Annotated in this window: 15 protein-coding genes and 1 pseudogene; 7 read left to right on the top strand and 9 right to left on the bottom strand. The window is 72.8% G+C overall.

Going from position 1 to position 17,409, the window contains the following annotated elements:
• The first annotated feature begins 12 nt into the window (after positions 1–12).
• Both LUZ64_RS28515 and LUZ64_RS28510 read left to right on the top strand, forming a co-directional pair.
• Positions 13–1,239, top strand: a complete 1,227-nt coding sequence (locus LUZ64_RS28515; protein WP_095582468.1) for a ferritin-like domain-containing protein — start codon at positions 13–15, stop codon at positions 1,237–1,239.
• Positions 1,240–1,242: 3 nt separating this feature from the next.
• A pseudogene (locus LUZ64_RS28510) lies at positions 1,243–1,533 on the top strand (SDR family oxidoreductase); the annotation flags it as partial.
• Between the two features lie 49 nt (positions 1,534–1,582).
• Here the strand turns inward: LUZ64_RS28510 and LUZ64_RS28505 are convergent.
• The 6 genes from LUZ64_RS28505 to LUZ64_RS28485 form a co-directional block, all read right to left on the bottom strand.
• Entirely contained in the window at positions 1,583–1,984 is a 402-nt protein-coding gene (locus LUZ64_RS28505; protein WP_095582469.1) for a hypothetical protein, read from the bottom strand.
• Between the two features lie 153 nt (positions 1,985–2,137).
• Positions 2,138–2,260 (bottom strand): hypothetical protein, encoded by a 123-nt coding sequence (locus LUZ64_RS37285; protein WP_267897185.1) that lies wholly within the window; start codon positions 2,258–2,260, stop codon positions 2,138–2,140.
• Between the two features lie 120 nt (positions 2,261–2,380).
• Positions 2,381–4,447: an iron ABC transporter permease gene (locus LUZ64_RS28500; protein WP_095582470.1), complete on the bottom strand. Its 2,067-nt coding sequence runs from the start codon at positions 4,445–4,447 to the stop codon at positions 2,381–2,383.
• 4 nt (positions 4,448–4,451) lie between these two features.
• Positions 4,452–5,438, bottom strand: coding sequence for an iron-siderophore ABC transporter substrate-binding protein (locus LUZ64_RS28495; protein ID WP_095582471.1), 987 nt, complete (start codon positions 5,436–5,438; stop codon positions 4,452–4,454).
• Positions 5,435–6,295 (bottom strand): ABC transporter ATP-binding protein, encoded by an 861-nt coding sequence (locus LUZ64_RS28490; RefSeq protein WP_095582472.1) that lies wholly within the window; start codon positions 6,293–6,295, stop codon positions 5,435–5,437. Before LUZ64_RS28490 ends, LUZ64_RS28495 begins: the two co-directional genes overlap by 4 nt.
• 138 nt (positions 6,296–6,433) lie before the next feature.
• Positions 6,434–7,720 (bottom strand): M14 family metallopeptidase, encoded by a 1,287-nt coding sequence (locus LUZ64_RS28485; RefSeq protein WP_170116815.1) that lies wholly within the window; start codon positions 7,718–7,720, stop codon positions 6,434–6,436.
• 288 nt (positions 7,721–8,008) lie between these two features.
• Between LUZ64_RS28485 and LUZ64_RS28480 the strand changes: the two genes are divergently transcribed.
• Positions 8,009–9,424 (top strand): polysaccharide lyase 6 family protein, encoded by a 1,416-nt coding sequence (locus LUZ64_RS28480; RefSeq protein WP_095582474.1) that lies wholly within the window; start codon positions 8,009–8,011, stop codon positions 9,422–9,424.
• A 170-nt stretch (positions 9,425–9,594) separates the two neighbouring features.
• Positions 9,595–11,019 carry a rifampin monooxygenase gene (gene rox / locus LUZ64_RS28475; RefSeq protein ID WP_095582475.1) on the top strand — a complete coding sequence of 475 codons (1,425 nt, stop codon included), beginning with the start codon at positions 9,595–9,597 and terminating at the stop codon, positions 11,017–11,019.
• A gap of 219 nt (positions 11,020–11,238) precedes the next feature.
• On the opposite strand, the gene LUZ64_RS28470 is transcribed toward rox, so the two are convergent.
• The 3 genes from LUZ64_RS28470 to LUZ64_RS28460 form a co-directional block, all read right to left on the bottom strand.
• Entirely contained in the window at positions 11,239–12,162 is a 924-nt protein-coding gene (locus LUZ64_RS28470; protein ID WP_095582476.1) for an RNA polymerase sigma-70 factor, read from the bottom strand.
• 136 nt (positions 12,163–12,298) lie between these two features.
• A complete protein-coding gene (locus LUZ64_RS28465; RefSeq protein WP_095582477.1) occupies positions 12,299–12,772 on the bottom strand; it encodes a carboxymuconolactone decarboxylase family protein in 474 nt (157 codons plus the stop codon).
• 160 nt (positions 12,773–12,932) lie between these two features.
• The gene (locus tag LUZ64_RS28460; protein WP_095582478.1) at positions 12,933–13,370 is read right to left on the bottom strand and encodes a PepSY domain-containing protein; all 438 of its coding nucleotides are present in this window, start codon (positions 13,368–13,370) and stop codon (positions 12,933–12,935) included.
• 145 nt (positions 13,371–13,515) lie between these two features.
• On the opposite strand from LUZ64_RS28460, the gene LUZ64_RS28455 reads away from it, so the two are divergent.
• The 3 genes from LUZ64_RS28455 (at position 13,516) to LUZ64_RS28445 (ending at position 17,351) form a co-directional block, all read left to right on the top strand.
• Entirely contained in the window at positions 13,516–14,202 is a 687-nt protein-coding gene (locus tag LUZ64_RS28455; RefSeq protein WP_095582479.1) for a response regulator transcription factor, read from the top strand.
• Complete coding sequence (locus tag LUZ64_RS28450; RefSeq protein WP_095582480.1) at positions 14,195–15,685, top strand: sensor histidine kinase; 1,491 nt, start codon at positions 14,195–14,197, stop codon at positions 15,683–15,685. Before LUZ64_RS28455 ends, LUZ64_RS28450 begins: the two co-directional genes overlap by 8 nt.
• Positions 15,686–15,773: 88 nt before the next feature.
• Positions 15,774–17,351, top strand: a complete 1,578-nt coding sequence (locus LUZ64_RS28445; RefSeq protein WP_170116813.1) for a hypothetical protein — start codon at positions 15,774–15,776, stop codon at positions 17,349–17,351.
• Positions 17,352–17,409: the final 58 nt, after the last annotated feature.

The raw sequence follows: 17,409 nt of genomic DNA, 5'->3' as shown, positions 1-17,409 counted from the left end.
CTGGAGGACCCCATGCCCTACCTCACGAAGCGCTCGGCCGTCCGGACGACCGACGGCATCACCACCCTCGACGAACTCGCCCGGCACCTGGCCGACGCGGCCCGCATCGAGCTGTCCACCATCCCGCCCTACCTCACCGCCGCGTACTCCATCAAGACCTCCGGCTACTCCCAGTGGGCCCAGGGCCTGTCGGCGCAGCGCGCCCTGATCGGCATCGCGATCGAGGAAATGCTGCACATGGCCCTGGTGCGGAACGTCATGGCCGGCACCGGCTGCGAAAAGGTCGACGGCACGCCCTTCCGCTTCTACGACAACGTGCCCTCCTACCCCGGTGACATGCTCCACCGGGTCCCGGAACTCACCCTGCACAAGCAGCGCGTCTCGACGGCCGCCGTGGAGGGTTTCATGGAGGTCGAACTCCCGGAGAGCATGGTGGTGCAGGACTCCAAGGCGGAAGGGGACACCTACCGCACGCTCAGCGAGCTGTACGACGTGATCGGCAAGGGCATCGTCACCCTGAACGACCAGATCACGTGGAACCAGGACGACGCCTGGAAGCGGCAGTACCTGCGGGGCTACTGGAACCAGTGGGGCGGCCCGCCCAAGCCCCTTCCGGTCATCGACCGGGGGAGTGCCCTGGATGCCCTCTACGTCATCGTCGAACAGGGCGAGGGCGCCCCCGACGAGGTGGAGGACTCCCATTACCAGAAGTTCACCCGCATCCGGGACGGCCTCTACGGCATCGGCGTCGTCGTCGACGACAACGGCCGGCAGAAGTTCACCATCGACGGGGACGACGCCGTCTGGCCGATCATGACGGACGCCACGGCGGACTCCTTCACCGGCCCGCTCAAGACACTGGCCCAGCTCTCCGACGCGGCCTACAGCTACGTCCTGGCACTGCTGGACGAGCTCTACCTCACCCCGGCGGACGACCCCGGCCCGCACACGCCGAATCCGACCTCCCAGCGGTACGCCCTGGAGCGGGGTTTCGTCGCCGCGATGCAGGGCGTCCTCTCTCCCGTCGCCGGCATCCTCGTCAGCACCCCGGTCGGCCGGACCGGGAAGAACGCCGCCCCCACCTTCGGCCGCTACCCCTTCGGCCCGAAACCCAAAGACGACCTCACCGCCCTGTGCACCGATGCGAAGCTGCTGGCGGCGTACCCCCGACTGGGCGGGGCCGACGGCGTCCTGCACCAGATCAGCCTGCTGCCCGACATCGACCTCCCGGGTAACTGACGGACGAAGGGCGCCGTCGAGACGATGAGCACGACCTTGGCCAATGAGCTCGGGGCCCGGGGGATCACGGTGAACGCGGTCGCTCCCGGCGCCACCCGGACGGCGACCAACGGGGCGTTCTTCGAAGCGCCGGGCCTGGCCGAGCGGATCGCCGGCATGACGGCGCTCGACCGGCTGGGCGGGCCCGACGACATCGCCGACGTGGTCGCGTTCCTCGCCTCCGACGCCGCGCGCTGGATCACCGGGCAGGTCATCGACGCGAGCGGTGGCCTGTTCCTCGGGCCGCGCGCCTGAGCACGGATCGGCGAAGCCCCTCTCCTGGCGGCAGGAGAGGGGCACGGGATCACTTCTTGCGGCGCTTGCGGGGCGCGGGCACGGTCGGTGCCTCGGTTTCGCGGGCGGCGGCGAAGAAGGGCGCCATTACCTCTTCGTACTGCCTCAAGGATTCGGAACCCAGGTCGATTTCGAGCCACTTGGGCACCTGGATTTCCTTGATTTCCGTGACCGGGGAACCGTCACCGTCCACCTCCCCCGTCAGGTCCTCCATTTCCTCGGCCACCGTCACGGCGAACTTGACCGTGGTCAGATTGTCGGTCACATCGGGGACGAGGTCGTCGAAGTCGATCCGCTTGACGAAAATCGTGGTGGTGATCGCCTGGCCACCGACCTCGATCGTCTTTACCCCTTCCTCCACGCCGGGCTGACCCTTGTGGGTTTCGTCTACCTCAATGAATTTGGTGCCCATGGACGGCGCCTCTCCTTTTTGCCGGTCTGCGCGTAAAGTCTAGTGGAGCAAGGGGTGTTGACGCCAATTCAGACGATCGGAGTTCCGGCCCGTACCTGCCGGAAACGGTCGGCAATTTGACCGGTGAGCCCTTTTCGTATCGAAGACCCGGGCCTAGAGGCTGACGACTTCCCGCACCGCCGCGAGGAACTCCTCCGTACGCGGGTGCGTCGGGTGGGCCGGGCGGGCGAGGTAGACCGTGGCGGCGGGCGCGTCGTCGACCGGGACGAAGCGCACCCCCGGGTGGCCGTGGCTCTCCGCCGTGCCCGCCGGTGCGTACGACGAACGCCGGGGACCCCCGTACGAGGGTCCCCGGCGTTCGTCCGGAGCGGGCGAGGGCGTAGCGGTCGTACGCGCCTACCGGCGCCCGCGCATGAGCAGATGGAGGAAGTACGGCGTGCCGATCACCGCGGTCATCAGCCCGGCGCCCAGCTGGGCGGGCGCGATCACGGTCCGGCCCACCAGGTCCGCGGTGCAGACGAGCACGGCGCCCAGGAGCACCGAGACCGGGACCACCCTGGTGTGCCGGCGGCCCACCAGGGCCCGGGCCGCGTGCGGTGCCACCAGACCGACGAAGCCGATCATGCCCGCGGCCGCCACGGCGGTGGCGCTGAGCAGGACGCTCAGGGCGAGGAAGCCGAGGCGCCCGCGTGCCGGGTCGAGCCCCAGGAGCCTGGGGGTGTCCTCGTCGAGCGAGACCAGGTCGAGCTCGGTGCGGTTCAGCACCGCGACGAGCACGCCCACGGCGAGTACGGCCGCGAGCGGCGCCACGTCGGGCAGGGTCCGCCCGTAGGTGGAGCCCGACAGCCAGGTGAGGGCCTTCGTCGCGTTGAACGGGTCGGTGAGGACGATGAGCAGGCTGATCACGGCGGAGGTCCCGGTGGCCGCGCCGAAACCGACGAGGACGAGCCGGTTCTGCTGGAACCCGCCCCGTGCCGCGAGCCCGAAGACGATGACCGCGGTGAGCGCGGCGCCCGCGAACGCGGCTCCGGCCAGGCCCCACGAGCCGACCGACGGCACCGTCGTCACCAGGAGCACGGCGCCGAGCGAGGCCCCGCCGGAGACGCCCAGGGTGGCGGGCTCCGCGAGCGGGTTGCGGGTCACGGCCTGGACGAGCGTCCCGGCCAGGGCCAGCGCCGCGCCCGCGAGGAGCGCCGCGAGGACCCGGGGCACCCGGGTGTCGAGGACGAAGCCGACGGTACGGCCCGCCCTGCCCTGGGCCCAGTTGACCACGTCGCCCAGCAGCAGCTTGCTGTCGCCCAGCAGCACGGCGGCGGTCGCCACGCCGGCGAGCGCCACCACCAGGACGGCCGTGGTGGTCAGGAAGACGGCCCGGCTCCTGATGCGCAGCCGGTCGGTCGCGGTGGCCCCGGCGGTGTCCTTGACCCGGGTGGCCATCACGATCAGGAGCACGGCGCCCGCGATACTGGTGGCGACGCCCGTGGGCACGGCGACGGCCACGTCCGCCGGCACGAAGGCGCGCAGGACGACGTCCGAACCGAGCACCAGCACCGCGCCGGCCAGGCCCGCGACCGGCACGCTCGCCCGAGTGCGGGTGAACGCCCGGAGCCTGCGGGCCACGGGGCGGACGAGGGCGGGGGCGCACAGGCCGACGAAGCCGATCGGCCCGGCGAGCGTGACGGCCGCCGCGGAGAGCAGGGTCGCCAGCACCACCACCGTGATCCGGGTGCCGCGGACCGGGACGCCCAGGCCCCGGGCGGCCTCGTCGCCGAGCGCCAGGGCGTCCACGCGGCGGGCGACGAGCAGCAGTCCGACGAGGCCGACGAGCCCGACCGGCGCCGTGTGGAGCACGGCGTCGAACCCGTGCTGGGCGATGCTGCCCTGGTTCCACTGGTAGAGGCCGTGTGTCTGCTCGGGGAACAGCAGAAGCAGTCCCTCGGTGACGGCGGTCAGGCCGAGGGTGAGGGAACTGCCGGCGAGGACCAGCCGTACGGTGCCCGCGCCCAGGCCGGACAGACCGAGCACGACGGCCGCCGCCGCGAGGCCGCCGACGAACGCGACGCCGGAGTGGACGAAGAGGGGGAGCGAGACTCCGGTGACCGCGACCAGACCGAGGGCCAGGTAGGAGCCGGCGTTGACCGCGAGGGTGTCGGGCGAGGCCAGCACGTTGCGGCTGACCGCCTGGAGGGCGGCGCCCGCCATGCCGAGCAGGACGCCGACGAGCAGCCCGGCGGCCATCCTCGGCAGCCGGGAGGAGACGACGACGGACGCGTCGCCCGGGTCCGCCCGGCCGGTGAGCGCCTTCCAGACCTCGGGCGCGCCGACCGCGGCGGTGCCCTGGGTGATGTCGGCGAGCGCGAGGCCCACGAGGAGGAGGACCAGAACGGCCACCGCCGCGGCCGCGCCCGTCCGGGAGGCGGCCGCCGGCGGACGGGTGGCGGGAGGTGAGGCGGTGACGGTCATGGTGCTACTTCTTCTTCAGGGCCTCGACGACGGAGTCGACGTACTCGCTCATCGACCGGGGACCGCCGAACATCCAGATGCCGTCGGGCAGCCGGTGCACGTTGCCCTTCTCCACGAACGGCAGCGAGGTCCACGCGGAGTCCTTCGCGAGGACGCCGGTGAACGGCGTGCTGCTCTTGTCGCCGTCGCTGCCGATGTAGGCGAACTGCACGTCCTCGTCGAGCTTGGTGAGGCCCTCGACGTCGGTGGAGCCGAGCCCGTAGGCCTTGTCGCCCTCGACGGTCCAGGCGTTTTTCAGGCCGAGCTTCTCGTTGACGGCGCCGATGAGCGAGCCGCTGGTGAACGGCCGGATCGTGACCTGGTTGGAGACGACGTAACCGTCGGCGAAGGCGTACTTCGCCCCGGCGTGACCGGCGTCGGCGAGCGCCTTCTTGCCCTCGCCGAGCTTCGTCTCGAAGTCCTTCTTGAGCTTCTCGGCCTGCCGCGTGGTGCCGGTGGCCTTGGCTATGAGGTCGAGGTTCTTGGTCATCCGGCCGATCGGGTCGGCGGCGTCGGCGGCGCGCACCTCCAGGACCGGGGCGACCTTGCGCAGCTGCTTCACGACGGCCGGCTTGAGGTCGTCGGTGGCCACGATGAGGTCCGGCTTCAGGGCGGCGATGGTGTCCGTGCTCGGCTCACCACGGGTGCCGATGTCCTTGGGCTCGTTCTTGAGCGGGGTCGCGGTGTTCCAGGTCTTGTAGCCCTTGACGTCCGCGACGCCGGCGGGGTCGACGCCCAGCGAGACGAGGCTCTCGACGACGTTCCACTCGGTGCCGACGACCTTCTTCGCCGGGCCGTCGAGCTCCACCTTCGCGCCCTTGGCGTCGGTGAGGGTGAGGGGTTCGGCGGCCTTCTTCTTCGCGTCGTCCGTGGCGGGCTCGGTCGTTCCGCAGGCGGTCAGGGCGAGGGCCGCGGCGGTGGCGGCCGCGGCGGAGAGGAGGAAGCGTCTCATGAGGTGGTGCTGAGCCTTTCGTTACGCGTGTGGTGCCGGCCGATCGCGCGGGTGCGCAGCCGGCCCGTGAGGGGGTCGTCGTCGACCTCGATGCGGATGCCGTATGTGTCGGTCAGCCGCCGGGCTGTCAGGACGTCCTCGGGGAGGCCGTCGGCGACGATCCGTCCCTTGTGGAGCAGGACGACGCGGTCGGCGACGGCCGCGGCCTGGTCGAGGTCGTGCAGGACGGCGCCGACGGCGATGCCGTGGTCGTCCGCCAGGTCGCGGACCAGGTCGAGGAGCTCTATCTGGTACCGCAGGTCGAGGTAGGTCGTCGGCTCGTCGAGGAGCAGCACGCCGGTCTCCTGCGCGAGGCAGCCGGCGAGCCACACGCGCTGGAGCTGGCCTCCGGAGAGGTGCTCGGCGCCGCGCTCGGCGAGTTCCCCGACGCCCGTCATGGCGAGCGCGCGGTCCACGGCGGCCCGGCCGCCCGGGTCCGCCTTGCCCCAGCGGCCCTGGTGCGGGTAGCGGCCCAATTCGACCACGTCCCGTACGGTCAGCCCGCTGGGGGTGGGGCGGCCCTGGGTCAGCAGGGCCACGCGGCGCGAGAACTCGCGCGGGGACAGCGCGAGGCCGTCGGTGTCGGAGTCGATGACGAGCTCGGCGGTGCGAGGTCGCTGGAGCCGCGCGAGCGTGCGCAGCAGCGTCGACTTCCCGCTGCCGTTCGGACCCACGAGGACGGTCACTTCGCCGGGCCGCAGCGTCAAGGACGCGTCGTGCACGACGTCGACGCCGTCGTACGCCACGGTGACACCTGTGGCCGACAGCTCATGCCCACGGGGACGCCTGGCGTCGGGGGTCTCTTCGGCAGCTTTCACGATGCGAAGGTTAGCCTAACCTTATGACGGGGTGAACCAGGGTCCGGACAGTCTGAAACAAGGCGAAATCTCGCCATATTTTTGAGCCTGTGTGTTTGAGCCGCATGCTCGGGTCGGCGGGTTCGGGTAGGCCGTTCGTCAGCAGTGGTCGACGGGTTCGGCCGCGGTCAGCCCGTACGACGCCCGGGCGTCCAGGAGCAGGGGCACCAGGGACCGCAGCGGCTGGCGCAGCGGGACCAGCGCGCCGCCCGCGGGCGCGGGGACGGTCCGGACGCCGTGCAGGGCGAGCGCGTCCCGGGTCTCCGCGTACTGCCCGGCCGTGAGCCGGTAGGCGCAGGGCGGGTCGGTCAGGGTCCGGCCGGGCGGCGCGGGTTCGTTGTCGGCGCCGCCGAGGTGGACCGGGCCGCGGTCGGCGAGGCCCTTGAGGCGTGCCGCTGCCGTGGCCGAGGCGAGGCGCCCGCGCCGCTCGTCCGCGAAGGCGAACGTCCCGTCGAGTGCGACGAGGTGGGACCGCACACGGCGCCGGTTGTTCAGGGCCGGGTCCGCCTTCTCCGCTTCCGTCACCGGATCGACGCGGCTCTCGACGAGCAGGCCGACCGCGTGCTTCACACCTGCGGTGTTGCGCAAGATGCGCTCCTGTCCGTCGCCGGCGACCTGTTTGACGGGGTCGCCGGTGGCGGGGTCGGTCCAGATGCCGTAGGTGCCGGTGCTGTGCCCGGCGGCGTGGGCGGCGGGGCGTACGTAGTCCGCCGAGAGGGTCCGTGCCTCCCGGTGCACGCGCGGGTCGGTGTTGAGGTTGCGCGGCCAGAGGTCGAACAGGTCCTTGTCGTAGTACGGCGGTGTGGCGCCGTACTCGTGCAGGTCGTGGACGACGTCGGGCCGGTGGTCCCGGACGACGGCGGCCAGGGCGCGGCTCTCGGCGGTCCTGAGGGCGAGATGGTCGCGGTTGATGTCGGCGCCGTCCGCGTTGGCGCGGGTGTCGGCGGCGCGGCCGTCGGGGTTGGCGGTGGGGACGACCAGGACGGTGGTGCGTTCGAGGAAGCGCCGGGTGGCCGGGTCTGTGGCGTGGGCGAGGTCGCGGACCCGGATGAGGCAGGCTTCCCGGCCGGCGGGTTCGTCACCGTGCTGACTGCATGTGAGGAGCAGGGTCCCGGTGGTGCGGTGGGCGGGGCCGACGCGGACCAGCTGGAGCGGCCGGCCCTGGCGGGTGGTGCCGATACGGCTGACGGAGACGCGGTCGCTCGACCGGTCGAGGGCGGTCAGGAGGCGCTGTTCCTCGCTCTCGGTGGTCCAGCGGGTCCCGTTGCTGAGCTCGAAGCCGGTCCGGGGCACGGTCCGGGCGGCGTGCGCGGGTGCCTGAATGAGTGTCAGGGCGAGTGCGGTGGTGGCGAAGCCGGCGGCGAGCGTGCGGACACGCGCCTTCATGGGCGGGCGCTGTCGGGGCCGGGACCGGCCGGCCGGCCGGAAGGGGCGGCCCGCGGCCGCGGTGACGAGCGGACTGTACGTCATACGGGTGCTCCGCGTGCGTATCCCCATGGGGCGGAAGGTACCCCGGCCCACTCCTGCGCAACAGAGGGCCGAACTCGCCGTAGCGGGGGAGGGGAGTGCGGCGCCCCGTGGTCACGGTCCGTCAGGCATTGCGCAATGCCCTGATGGGGCACAAGGATCGGCTTCGTACATATCCCTTACATATCCGATCCATCAGGAGCCGTCATGAAAAGACGTATGTTCCTCACCGGCACGCTGCTGGGCGCCGCCGGGCTCGCCGCCGTACCCGTCGGAGCCTCGGCGGCCCCCGTGACGGTGAGTTCCCTGGACGCCCTCCAGAAGGCGATCGACCGCGCGGTGCCCGGCGACCGCATCGTCGTGGCCGACGGCACGTACACCGTTCCGTCGGGGAGCGCCCTTCGCGTCTCGGGGAAGAAGGGCACCGGCGACGCGCCCATCAGCATCGTCGCGGCATCCCGCGGCGGCGTGGTGCTCCAGGGCGAGCGCGGCTTCGTCTTCAGCGATTCGAGCGACATCGTCCTGAGCGGTTTCGCCTTCCGGCAGAGCACCACCCTGGAGATCCCCGCGAACTCCTCCCGTATCCGGCTGACGCGCAACGACTTCAAGTTCGCCGATGTCAGCGGGCTGGACTGGGTCGTCGTACGGGGCGACGACGTCAAGATCGACCGGAACCGGTTCCACGACAGGACCACCGAGGGCATCTTCGTCGTCCTCGACGGCGCCGACGCGAAGACCGTCGCCAAGAACCTGCACCTGTTCAGGAACCACTTCTCCGGTCACCGCTACACCGGCGACAACGGCGGGGAGGCCGTCCGGCTCGGCGACAGCGCCCGGGCACTGCTCAGCGCGAAGGCCGTCGTGGAGCACAACCTGTTCGAGAAGTGCGACGGGGACCCCGAGGCCGTCTCGGTGAAGACCTCGGAGAACACGGTCCGGTACAACACCGTCCGCGACAGCCGTGGCGGAATCGTGCTGCGGCACGGCAACCACTCCACCGTGGAGGGCAACTACCTGCTCGGCGGCGCGGAAGGCATCCGCGTCTACGGCAACGACCACCTGATCGTCAACAACTACCTCGGTGGCCTGTCGGGGCGCGCCCTGGTGATCGGCAGCGGCACCACCCGCGACCACCACTCCGGCGAGTCGAAGGAGGAGCGGCGGGGCAACGACGCCTGCGACCGCGCGGTGATCGTGCACAACACGCTGTTCGGCAACAAGGGGACGCTCTCGGGCGAGGGACGTGACCACGCGCCCCAGGACGTGGTCATCGCCGACAACCTCCTGGTCGCGAGCGCCGGCAGCCTGGTCTCGATGGGGAAGACCACCGGTTTCACCTGGCAGGGCAACATCCTGTGGGGTGCCGCGTCCGACGGCACCATTCCCTCCGGCGGCTACCGCCGGGCCGACCCGCTGCTCCGGCAGGAGTCCGACGGGGTGTTCCGGCTTTCGGCGGGCAGCCCCGCGATCGGAGCGGCGACCCTGAGGAGCACGTCCGTCACCGAGGACATCGACGGTCACCCGCGCGGCAGCGCCCGTGACGTCGGCGCCGACCAGTACACGGCATCGGCCCCGGTCCGGCGACCCCTCACCACCGCGGACGTGGGCCCGAACGCCGCCTGAGCGGACGACGGCACAAGAGGACGGCACAAGAGGAGACAAAAGAGAAGGCAAGGAGCGCACCGCCTCCTTGCCACTCTTAACTTATAGCGCAAGGGGGGACTTGCGGCAAGGCCCCGGTCATGACGCAGAATCACCGGGCTCGACCAGAACTGCGAAATGAGATTTTCTTGATGATCGACGTGATAGTCGCCGGCGGCGGACCGACCGGGCTGATGCTGGCCGCCGAACTGCGACTGGCGGGGGTGCGCGTGGTCGTACTGGAGAAGCTGACCGAGCCGACGGCGGAGTCCCGCGGGCGCGGTCTGCACGTGCGCAGCGTCGAGGTGATGGACCAGCGCGGTCTGCTGGAGCGCTTCCGCGAGGTCAGCGAGCCGTTCTCGGTCGGCGGCCCCTTCGCCGCCTTCGCCACGCCGTGGCCGCAACAGCTGGACACCGCCCACCCGTACGGCCTCGCCATGCCGCAGCCGGTCACGGAGCAGGTGCTGATCGAGCACGCGCTCGGACTCGGCGTCGAGATCCGGCGTGGCTGCGAGGTGGTCGGGCTGAGCCAGGACGAGGACGGGGTGGACGTCGAACTGGCCGACGGCACGCGGCTGCGCTCGCGCTACCTCGTCGGCTGCGACGGCGGCCGCAGCGCGGTGCGCAAGCTGATCGGCGTCGGCTTCCCCGGCGAGCCCGCCAAGGTCGAGACGATGCTGGGCATGCTGGAGGTGACCGCGGACCCGGCGACGGTGGCCGCCGTGACGGCCGAGGTCAGCAAGACGCAGGTGCGGTTCGGCACCGTCCCGAGCGGGGACGGGGTGTACCGCGTCATCGTGCCCGCCGACGGAGTGGCCGAGGACCGTGCGGCGCCGACCCTCGAGGAGTTCAAGCAGCGGATGCGGGAGGTCGCCGGCACCGACTTCGGCGCCCACTCGCCGCGCTGGCTGTCCCGGTTCGGTGACGCCACCCGGCAGGCCGAGCGGTACCGGGTCGGCCGGGTGATGCTGGCCGGCGACGCGGCGCACATCCACCCGCCCATCGGCGGCCAGGGCCTCAACCTGGGCGTGCAGGACGCGTTCAACCTCGGCTGGAAGCTGGCCGCCGCGGTCAACGGCTGGGCGCCGGAGGACCTCCTCGACAGCTACCACGCCGAACGGCACCCGGTGGGCGCGAGCGTGCTGGCCAACACCCGCGCGCAGGGCATGCTGCTGGGCACCGACGCGGCGGCGACGGCACTGAAGGAGCTGTTCGCGGAGCTGCTGAAGTTCGAGGTCGTGAACCGGTACGTGACGGAGATGATCACCGCCGTCGGGGTCCGCTACGACTTCGGCGAGGGCCACGAGCTGCTCGGCCGGCGGATGCGGGACATCACCCTGAAGCAGGGGCGTCTCTACGAGCTGATGCGCGGCGGCCGCGGTCTGCTGCTCGACCAGGCGGGTCTGTTGTCGGTGGAGGGCTGGGCGGACCGGGTCGACCACGTCGTCGACGTCAGTGAGGAACTGGACGTCCCCGCCGTGCTGCTGCGGCCCGACGGCCATGTGGCCTGGGCCGGTGACGACCAGGCGGAGCTGCTCGACGTGCTGCCCCGGTGGTTCGGCGCCCCCACCCGCTGATCGCGCGGGGGTGACCCGGAGCGGTCCGCGGTCCGGGTCGTGAGGTTCGCGGGCCGCCGGACACCGTCCGGCCGACCCCGGCTCTCCCGGTGTACGGCGACGGCCGGGGAACGTCCGCGAGGTGCGGGCGTTCCCCGGCCGTCTCCACCCCGCGTGCTTCGGGTGCCGAAACGCCGCCGCCGGTGCGGCGGACGGTCCGGGATACGGCCGGCCGTACGGCTACACCGGGGGCCGGCCCGCCCGCCGTAGCTCGTAGTGGGTCGCCCAGGCGTCGCCGACCGGCCCCAGGTGCCCGAGCTTGTCGGGGTTGAGCACCGCGCGGATCGCCTGGACCCGCCCGTCGAGCACATCGAGGGTCAGGGCGTGGAGCACCCTGCCGTCCCGGTCGCGGAAGATCGCCCCCGGCTGGCCGTTGACCTCCCGCGGCTCGCACGTCACCTCGACCAGGGCCAGCCTGGGGAAGACGGCGGCGAGCAGCCGGGACACGTTCCGGACGCCGACGACGGCCCGGGCGAACTGCGGGGACTTGCCGCCGCCGTCGCCGACCATCGACACATCGGCGGCGAGCAGTTCCCGCAGGCCGGTGACGTCGCCCTCGCGGAGGGCGTCGAAGAACCGCGACGCCAGTTCCTCCCGCTCCTGACGGGCCGCCTCGAAGCGCGGCCGCCCGGCCTCCATGTGCCGCCGCGCCCGTACCACCAGCTGCCGGCACGCGGCCTCCGACCGGCCCACCGCCGTGGCGACCTCGTCGAACCCGAAGCCGAACACCTCCCGCAGCACGAACGCCGCCCGCTCCAGCGGGCTGAGCCGCTCCAGCAGCAGCAACGCCGCCATCGACACCGAGTCGGCCAGCTCCGCCGACCGCGCCGGCTCCTCATAGGGGTCGGTGAGCAGCGGCTCGGGGAACCACGGGCCCACGTACTCCTCGCGCCGCACCCGCGCGGAGCGCAGCACGTCGATCGCGATCCGGGTCACCGTGGTCGACAGGTAGGCCTTGAGCGACGCGGGCCGGGTCTTCGCGCCGTCGAAGCGCAGCCAGGTCTCCTGCACCGCGTCCTCGGCCTCGCCCACACTGCCCAGAATCCGGTAGGCGATGGAGAACAGCAGCGGTCGCAGCTCCTCGAACTCCTCGACTTCGTTCACGCCGAATCCCTTTCCCCCGTGATGCCCGCCCGCCGTGCTCGCCGGCGCGGGCGTTCTTCCGATGATCATCCGGGCCACGGTAACCCGGCCCCGGGGCCGGGTTACCGTGGCCGTCGGCGCCGCTCGGTGCTGCCGCTCAGTACAACTGCCCGGCCACGTAGTCGCCGGCCGGCTGCCGGGTCATGACGTTCATCCGGTTCGCCATGTTCAGGAGCGAGATCAAGATCACCAGGGTGGCGAGCTGCTCCTGGTCGTAGTGCTCGGCGGCACGCGCCCACACCTCGTCACCGACCCCGCCGGCCGCGTCCGCGACCCGGGTGCCCTCCTCCGCCAGCTCCAGCGCGGCCCGCTCGGCCTCCGTGAAGACCGTGGCCTCCCGCCACGCCGCCACCAGGTTCAGCCGCACCGGGAGCTCGCCGGCGGCGGCCGCCTCCTTGGTGTGCATGTCGACGCACACGGCGCAGCCGTTGATCTGGCTCACGCGCAGGGCCACCAGCTCCTGCGTCGCGGTCGGCAGCGCCGAGTCCTTGAGCAGCTTCCCCGCCGACATGAAGTGCTTGAGGATCTTGCCGGAGACCGGCTCCGCGAGGAGGTTCAGTCGCGCGTCCATGGGGTGCTCCTTCGTGGTCGAAAGTGGCTACACCCCTGGGACGAGACAGCCCGCCCCCCTGTGACACGGGCGGATGTGACCCGCGTCTCCCGGCCTCCGGTGCCGGCCCCGTCCACGGGTGCCGGCCGGTGTGAAGCCGCCGGCCGGGCCCCGCGGCGGGTCAGTCGTCCCGGTCGGTCCCGGCGTCGTCGACCGTGGCGGCCGTGACCTTGCCGTCGGCCGCGTCGACCGTGACGTCGTGCTCGGTGCCCTCGCCGTCGACGATCTCGACCTCCCAGGCCGTACGGCCGCGGTCGTCGTCCAGCTCGGCGGAGACGACGGTGCCCGGGACGCTCTTCAGCGCCGCGTCGGCGGCCCGCTTGACGTCGACCTTCGCGTTCTTCAGGAGCGCGCGGTGCTCGGCGCCGTCGTCGTCGTGATCGTCGTCGTGGCGCTCGTCCGCCCTGATGGAGGACAGGACCGGGGTGTCGCGGACGCCGTCCTCCGTGAGGGCGGCGGCGGTCGCGGCCCCCGCCCCGCCGAGGAGCACCGTCGCGGCCAGGGCGGCGGCGAGGATGCGGCGGCGGCTGGTCAGTACGCGCTTGAGCTGCGGCTTCATAGGATCAGTCCCTCTCGTCCGCGAAGCTCCGGCCTCCGGTGGCGGGGCCGGTCGTCATCGCTGTCCTCACGGTGCCGAAGGCTTCCTGAACGCCGGCTGAAGGAAGCTGAAATCCTCTTCAGGTCCGCTCTGCCAGGCTGAGGGCATGCGACTGCTGATCGTGGAGGACGAGAAACGGCTGGCCACCACCCTCGCCCGGGGCCTGACCGCGGAGGGCTTCGCCGTCGACGTCGTCCACAACGGCCTGGACGGCCTGCACCGGGCCCGCGAGACCTCCTACGACCTGATCGTCCTGGACATCATGCTGCCGGGCATGAACGGCTACCGGGTCTGCTCCACCCTGCGGGCGGCCGGCGACGACACCCCGATCCTGATGCTGACGGCCAAGGACGGCGAGTACGACGAGGCCGAGGGCCTCGACACCGGCGCCGACGACTACCTCACCAAGCCGTTCTCCTACGTCGTGCTCGTCGCCCGGATCCGTGCCCTGCTGCGCCGCCGCACCCGCGCCGGCACCCCGGTGCTGCGGCTGGGGGACCTGACGGTGGACCCGGACGCGAAGCGGGCGCGGCGCGGGGAGACGGAGGTGCCGCTCACCGCGCGCGAGTTCGCCGTCCTCGAACAGCTGGCCCTGCGCGCCGGCCAGGTCGTCTCCAAGGCCGAGATCCTCGAACACGTCTGGGACTTCGCCTACGACGGCGACCCGAACATCGTCGAGGTCTACATCCGCACCCTGCGCCGCAAGCTCGACATCCCCTTCGGGCGCCGCTCGATCACCACGGTCCGCGGTGCCGGTTACCGGCTCGCCACCGACGGCGGCACCCGTGTCTAGGCCGTTCGCCTCCGTGCGCGCCCGTGCCACCCTCGGCGCCACGACCGTGGTCGCCCTGGCCCTGGTGGCCGCCGGGATCACCGTCGTCGGCGTGCTGCGCGGCGACCTGACGGACCGCGCGTCCTTGCGTTCCGAGGTCCGCGCCCGCACGGTCGCCGCCTCCCAGACGGCCCTGAACGGCCGTTTCACCGACACCGCCCTCCCCGACGACGACGATCACCTCGTCCAGATCGTCGACGGCGCCGGCCGCGTCCTCGCCGCGAGCGAGCCGCTGCGCGGACGCGGCCCCCTCACCACGTACGACCCCGCCCCCACGGCCACCCCGAAGCCTCCGGAACGCGACGAGGACGGCGAAGAGGGCGACGACGACCACGACGGGGCACCACGCCGCGGGCAGGTCTCCACCGGCACCGGACACAAGACCCTCGCCGTCACCGTCGACGACGAGAAGCAGGAGTACCGCTTCGCCTCCGTCCACGCCACCACGTACGACGGCCGCACCTACACCGTCTACGCCGCCACCCCGCTGGACGACGAGGAGGAGACCGTCACGTCCGTGACCCGGGCCATGCTCATCGGGCTGCCCCTGCTCCTCCTCGTCATCGCCGCCGTCACCTGGCTCGTCACCCGCCGCGCGCTGCGCCCGGTCGAGGCGATCCGGGCGCGCATGGCCGAGATCACCTCCAGCCAGGACCTCGGCCGCCGCGTACCCGAACCCGCCTCGCGCGACGAGGTGGCCCGGCTGGCCGCGACCACCAACGAGACCCTGGCCGCGCTGGAGAGCTCCGTCGAACGGCAGCGCCGATTCGTCGCCGACGCCTCCCACGAACTGCGCAACCCCATCGCCAGCCTCCGCGCCCAGCTCGAGGTCGCCCACGCCCACCCGGAGCTCCTGGAGACCGACGGGCTGCTCGAAGAGGTGATCCGCCTCCAGACCCTGGCCGCCGACCTGCTGCTGCTCGCCCGCCTCGACGCCGGCGACGGCGCCGACGCGGGCACCGTGGACCTCGCCCGGCTGGTACGCGCGGAACTGGTCCGGCGGGCGGCGACCGACCGGATCACGCCCGGCGTGCGGATCACGGGAGAGGGCCACGTGGTGTCGGGCAGCGCCTCCCGGCTCACCCGGGTGCTGGGCAACCTGCTCGACAACGCCCAGCGCCACGCCGCCTCGCGGGTGTCCGTGACCCTGGGCGGACAGGGCGACCACGTCGTGCTGGCCGTCGGCGACGACGGCGGAGGCGTGCCCGCCGCCGAACGGGAGCGCGTCTTCGAACGGTTCGTCCGCCTGGACGACGCCCGCAGCCGCGACGAGGGAGGCGCGGGCCTGGGCCTGGCCATCGCCCGCGACGTCGTACGCCGGCACGGCGGCCGGATCTCGGTGCGCCGGGCCCCGGAAGGCGGAGCGCTCTTCGAGGTCGAGCTGCCGCGCCTGCGCACCCCCGGCCAGCAGCCGCGGACGGCCGCCTCCGGCCAGGACCGGTAGGCCGTCGTTCCCGCCGCGATGCGCGTGTGACGCGGGGAACCTAGTGTGGAACCGGCCGTGATCACTGTGCGTGGGCGAGGAGGGCGTGGTGGATCGCGTCGAGCGCCAGGTCGCGGACGACCGGGAACGCGCGCCCGGCCCGGCCGCGCGACCCGGGGACGACGCCGCCCGCGCCGATGGCGGGGGGAGACGCGGGTGGCGGGGGATCGCTCCGGTGGTGTGGGTGGCGGTGGCCTTCGGGGTGCTCCAACTGGTGGTGGTGCCCCTGCGGCTGCCCTTGGGCTGGGACGAGGCCGTCTACGTGAGCCAGGTCAGCCCGCGGGTGCCGGCCGCGTACTTCAGCGCGCCGCGCGCCCGGGGGATCAGCTGGCTGGCCGCGCCCGCGGTGCTGCTCAGCGCGTCGGTGGTGGTGCTGCGGGCCTGGATGGTGGCGCTCGCCGCGGCCGGCCTGGCCGCGGCCTTCCTGCCGTGGCGCCGCCTGGCCGGCGAAGCGGTGACGGCGGTCGCCGCGGCGGCGTTCGCCGGCCTGTGGGTCGTACAGTTCTACGCCGGCGAGGTCATGCCGAACCTCTACGTGGCCTACGGGGCGGTGGCCGCGACGGGATGGTTCCTGCGCGCCGTCGCCGGGCCGGGACGGCGGGGCGTGACGGCGGCCCTGGCGGTGAGCACGGCGTTCACCGCCCTGATGCGCCCGCCCGACGCGGTCTTCCTCGCGCTCGCGCTGCTCGTGTCCCTGGCGGTGACGCCCTCCTGGCGACGGTGGCGGCCGGCGGCCGCCGTGGTGGGCGGACTCGCCGCCGGACTGGCGCCGTGGCTCGCCGAGGCGTACACCGGCTTCGGCGGTCCGGTGGCCCGGCTGCGGGACGGCAGCGGCGTCCAGGGCGGCATGGGCTGGACCAACACCCTCGGCATGCACCTGCGCGCCCTGAACGGCCCCCTGCTGTGCCGCCCCTGCCACATCACCTGGGACTATCCGCCGCTGTCCCTGTGGTGGCTCGCCACGCCCGTCGTGGCCGTCGCGGCCCTGTTCCTCGCCCGGCGGCGGCGCGCCGGCCGTGGCGGACGCGGCACGCCACGGGTGGCCGTGGTCGCCCTGCCGGTCGTCTGCGCCGCGGCGATGTCGGCGCAGTACCTCTTCCTCCTGGACTACGCCGCGCCCCGCTTCCTCATGCCCGCCTACGCCCAACTCGCGCTCCCCGTCGCCGCCTTCGCCGTGGCCCTGGTCCGTGGCGCCCGGCGGCGACGGCGCCCGGCCGTGGCCGTGGCGCTGGGCGTCCTCCTCGCCCTGCACACGGCCTCCCAGTACCTGGTGCTCCAACGGAGGATCGACGACCAGGCGCGTCTCCGGGCCGACACGCTGCGGGCCGCGGAGCGCCTGCACCGGGCCGGGGTGCGCCCGCCGTGCACGCTGGTCGGTCCCGAGGTCGTCCCCCTCGCCTTCCACGCGGGCTGCGCCTCCGAAGCGCTCAGCGGCAACAACGCCTCCACCACCGCCGGCGAACTGCTGCGGCGGGCCCGGACGGAGCCGGTGGCCGTCGCCGCCCGCACCCCGCCGGCGCCGGGGTTCACGCGCGGCTGGACGCCGTGCGTCCTGCGGATGCCGGACGGGGCCGACTGGTACCTCCACCTGGCCCCCTCGCCCCGGGCGACGGGCCGCTGCGGCTGACCACCCCGGACACCCCGGGGTCAGTGTGTGCGCGCCGCCACCCACAAGGGGGGTCTTA

It is taken from the genome of Streptomyces albireticuli, assembly GCF_021228125.1.
Classification (GTDB): domain Bacteria; phylum Actinomycetota; class Actinomycetes; order Streptomycetales; family Streptomycetaceae; genus Streptomyces; species Streptomyces albireticuli.
The sequence above is the reverse complement of the archived record's forward strand: the minus strand, read 5'-3'. Positions and strand labels throughout refer to the sequence as shown.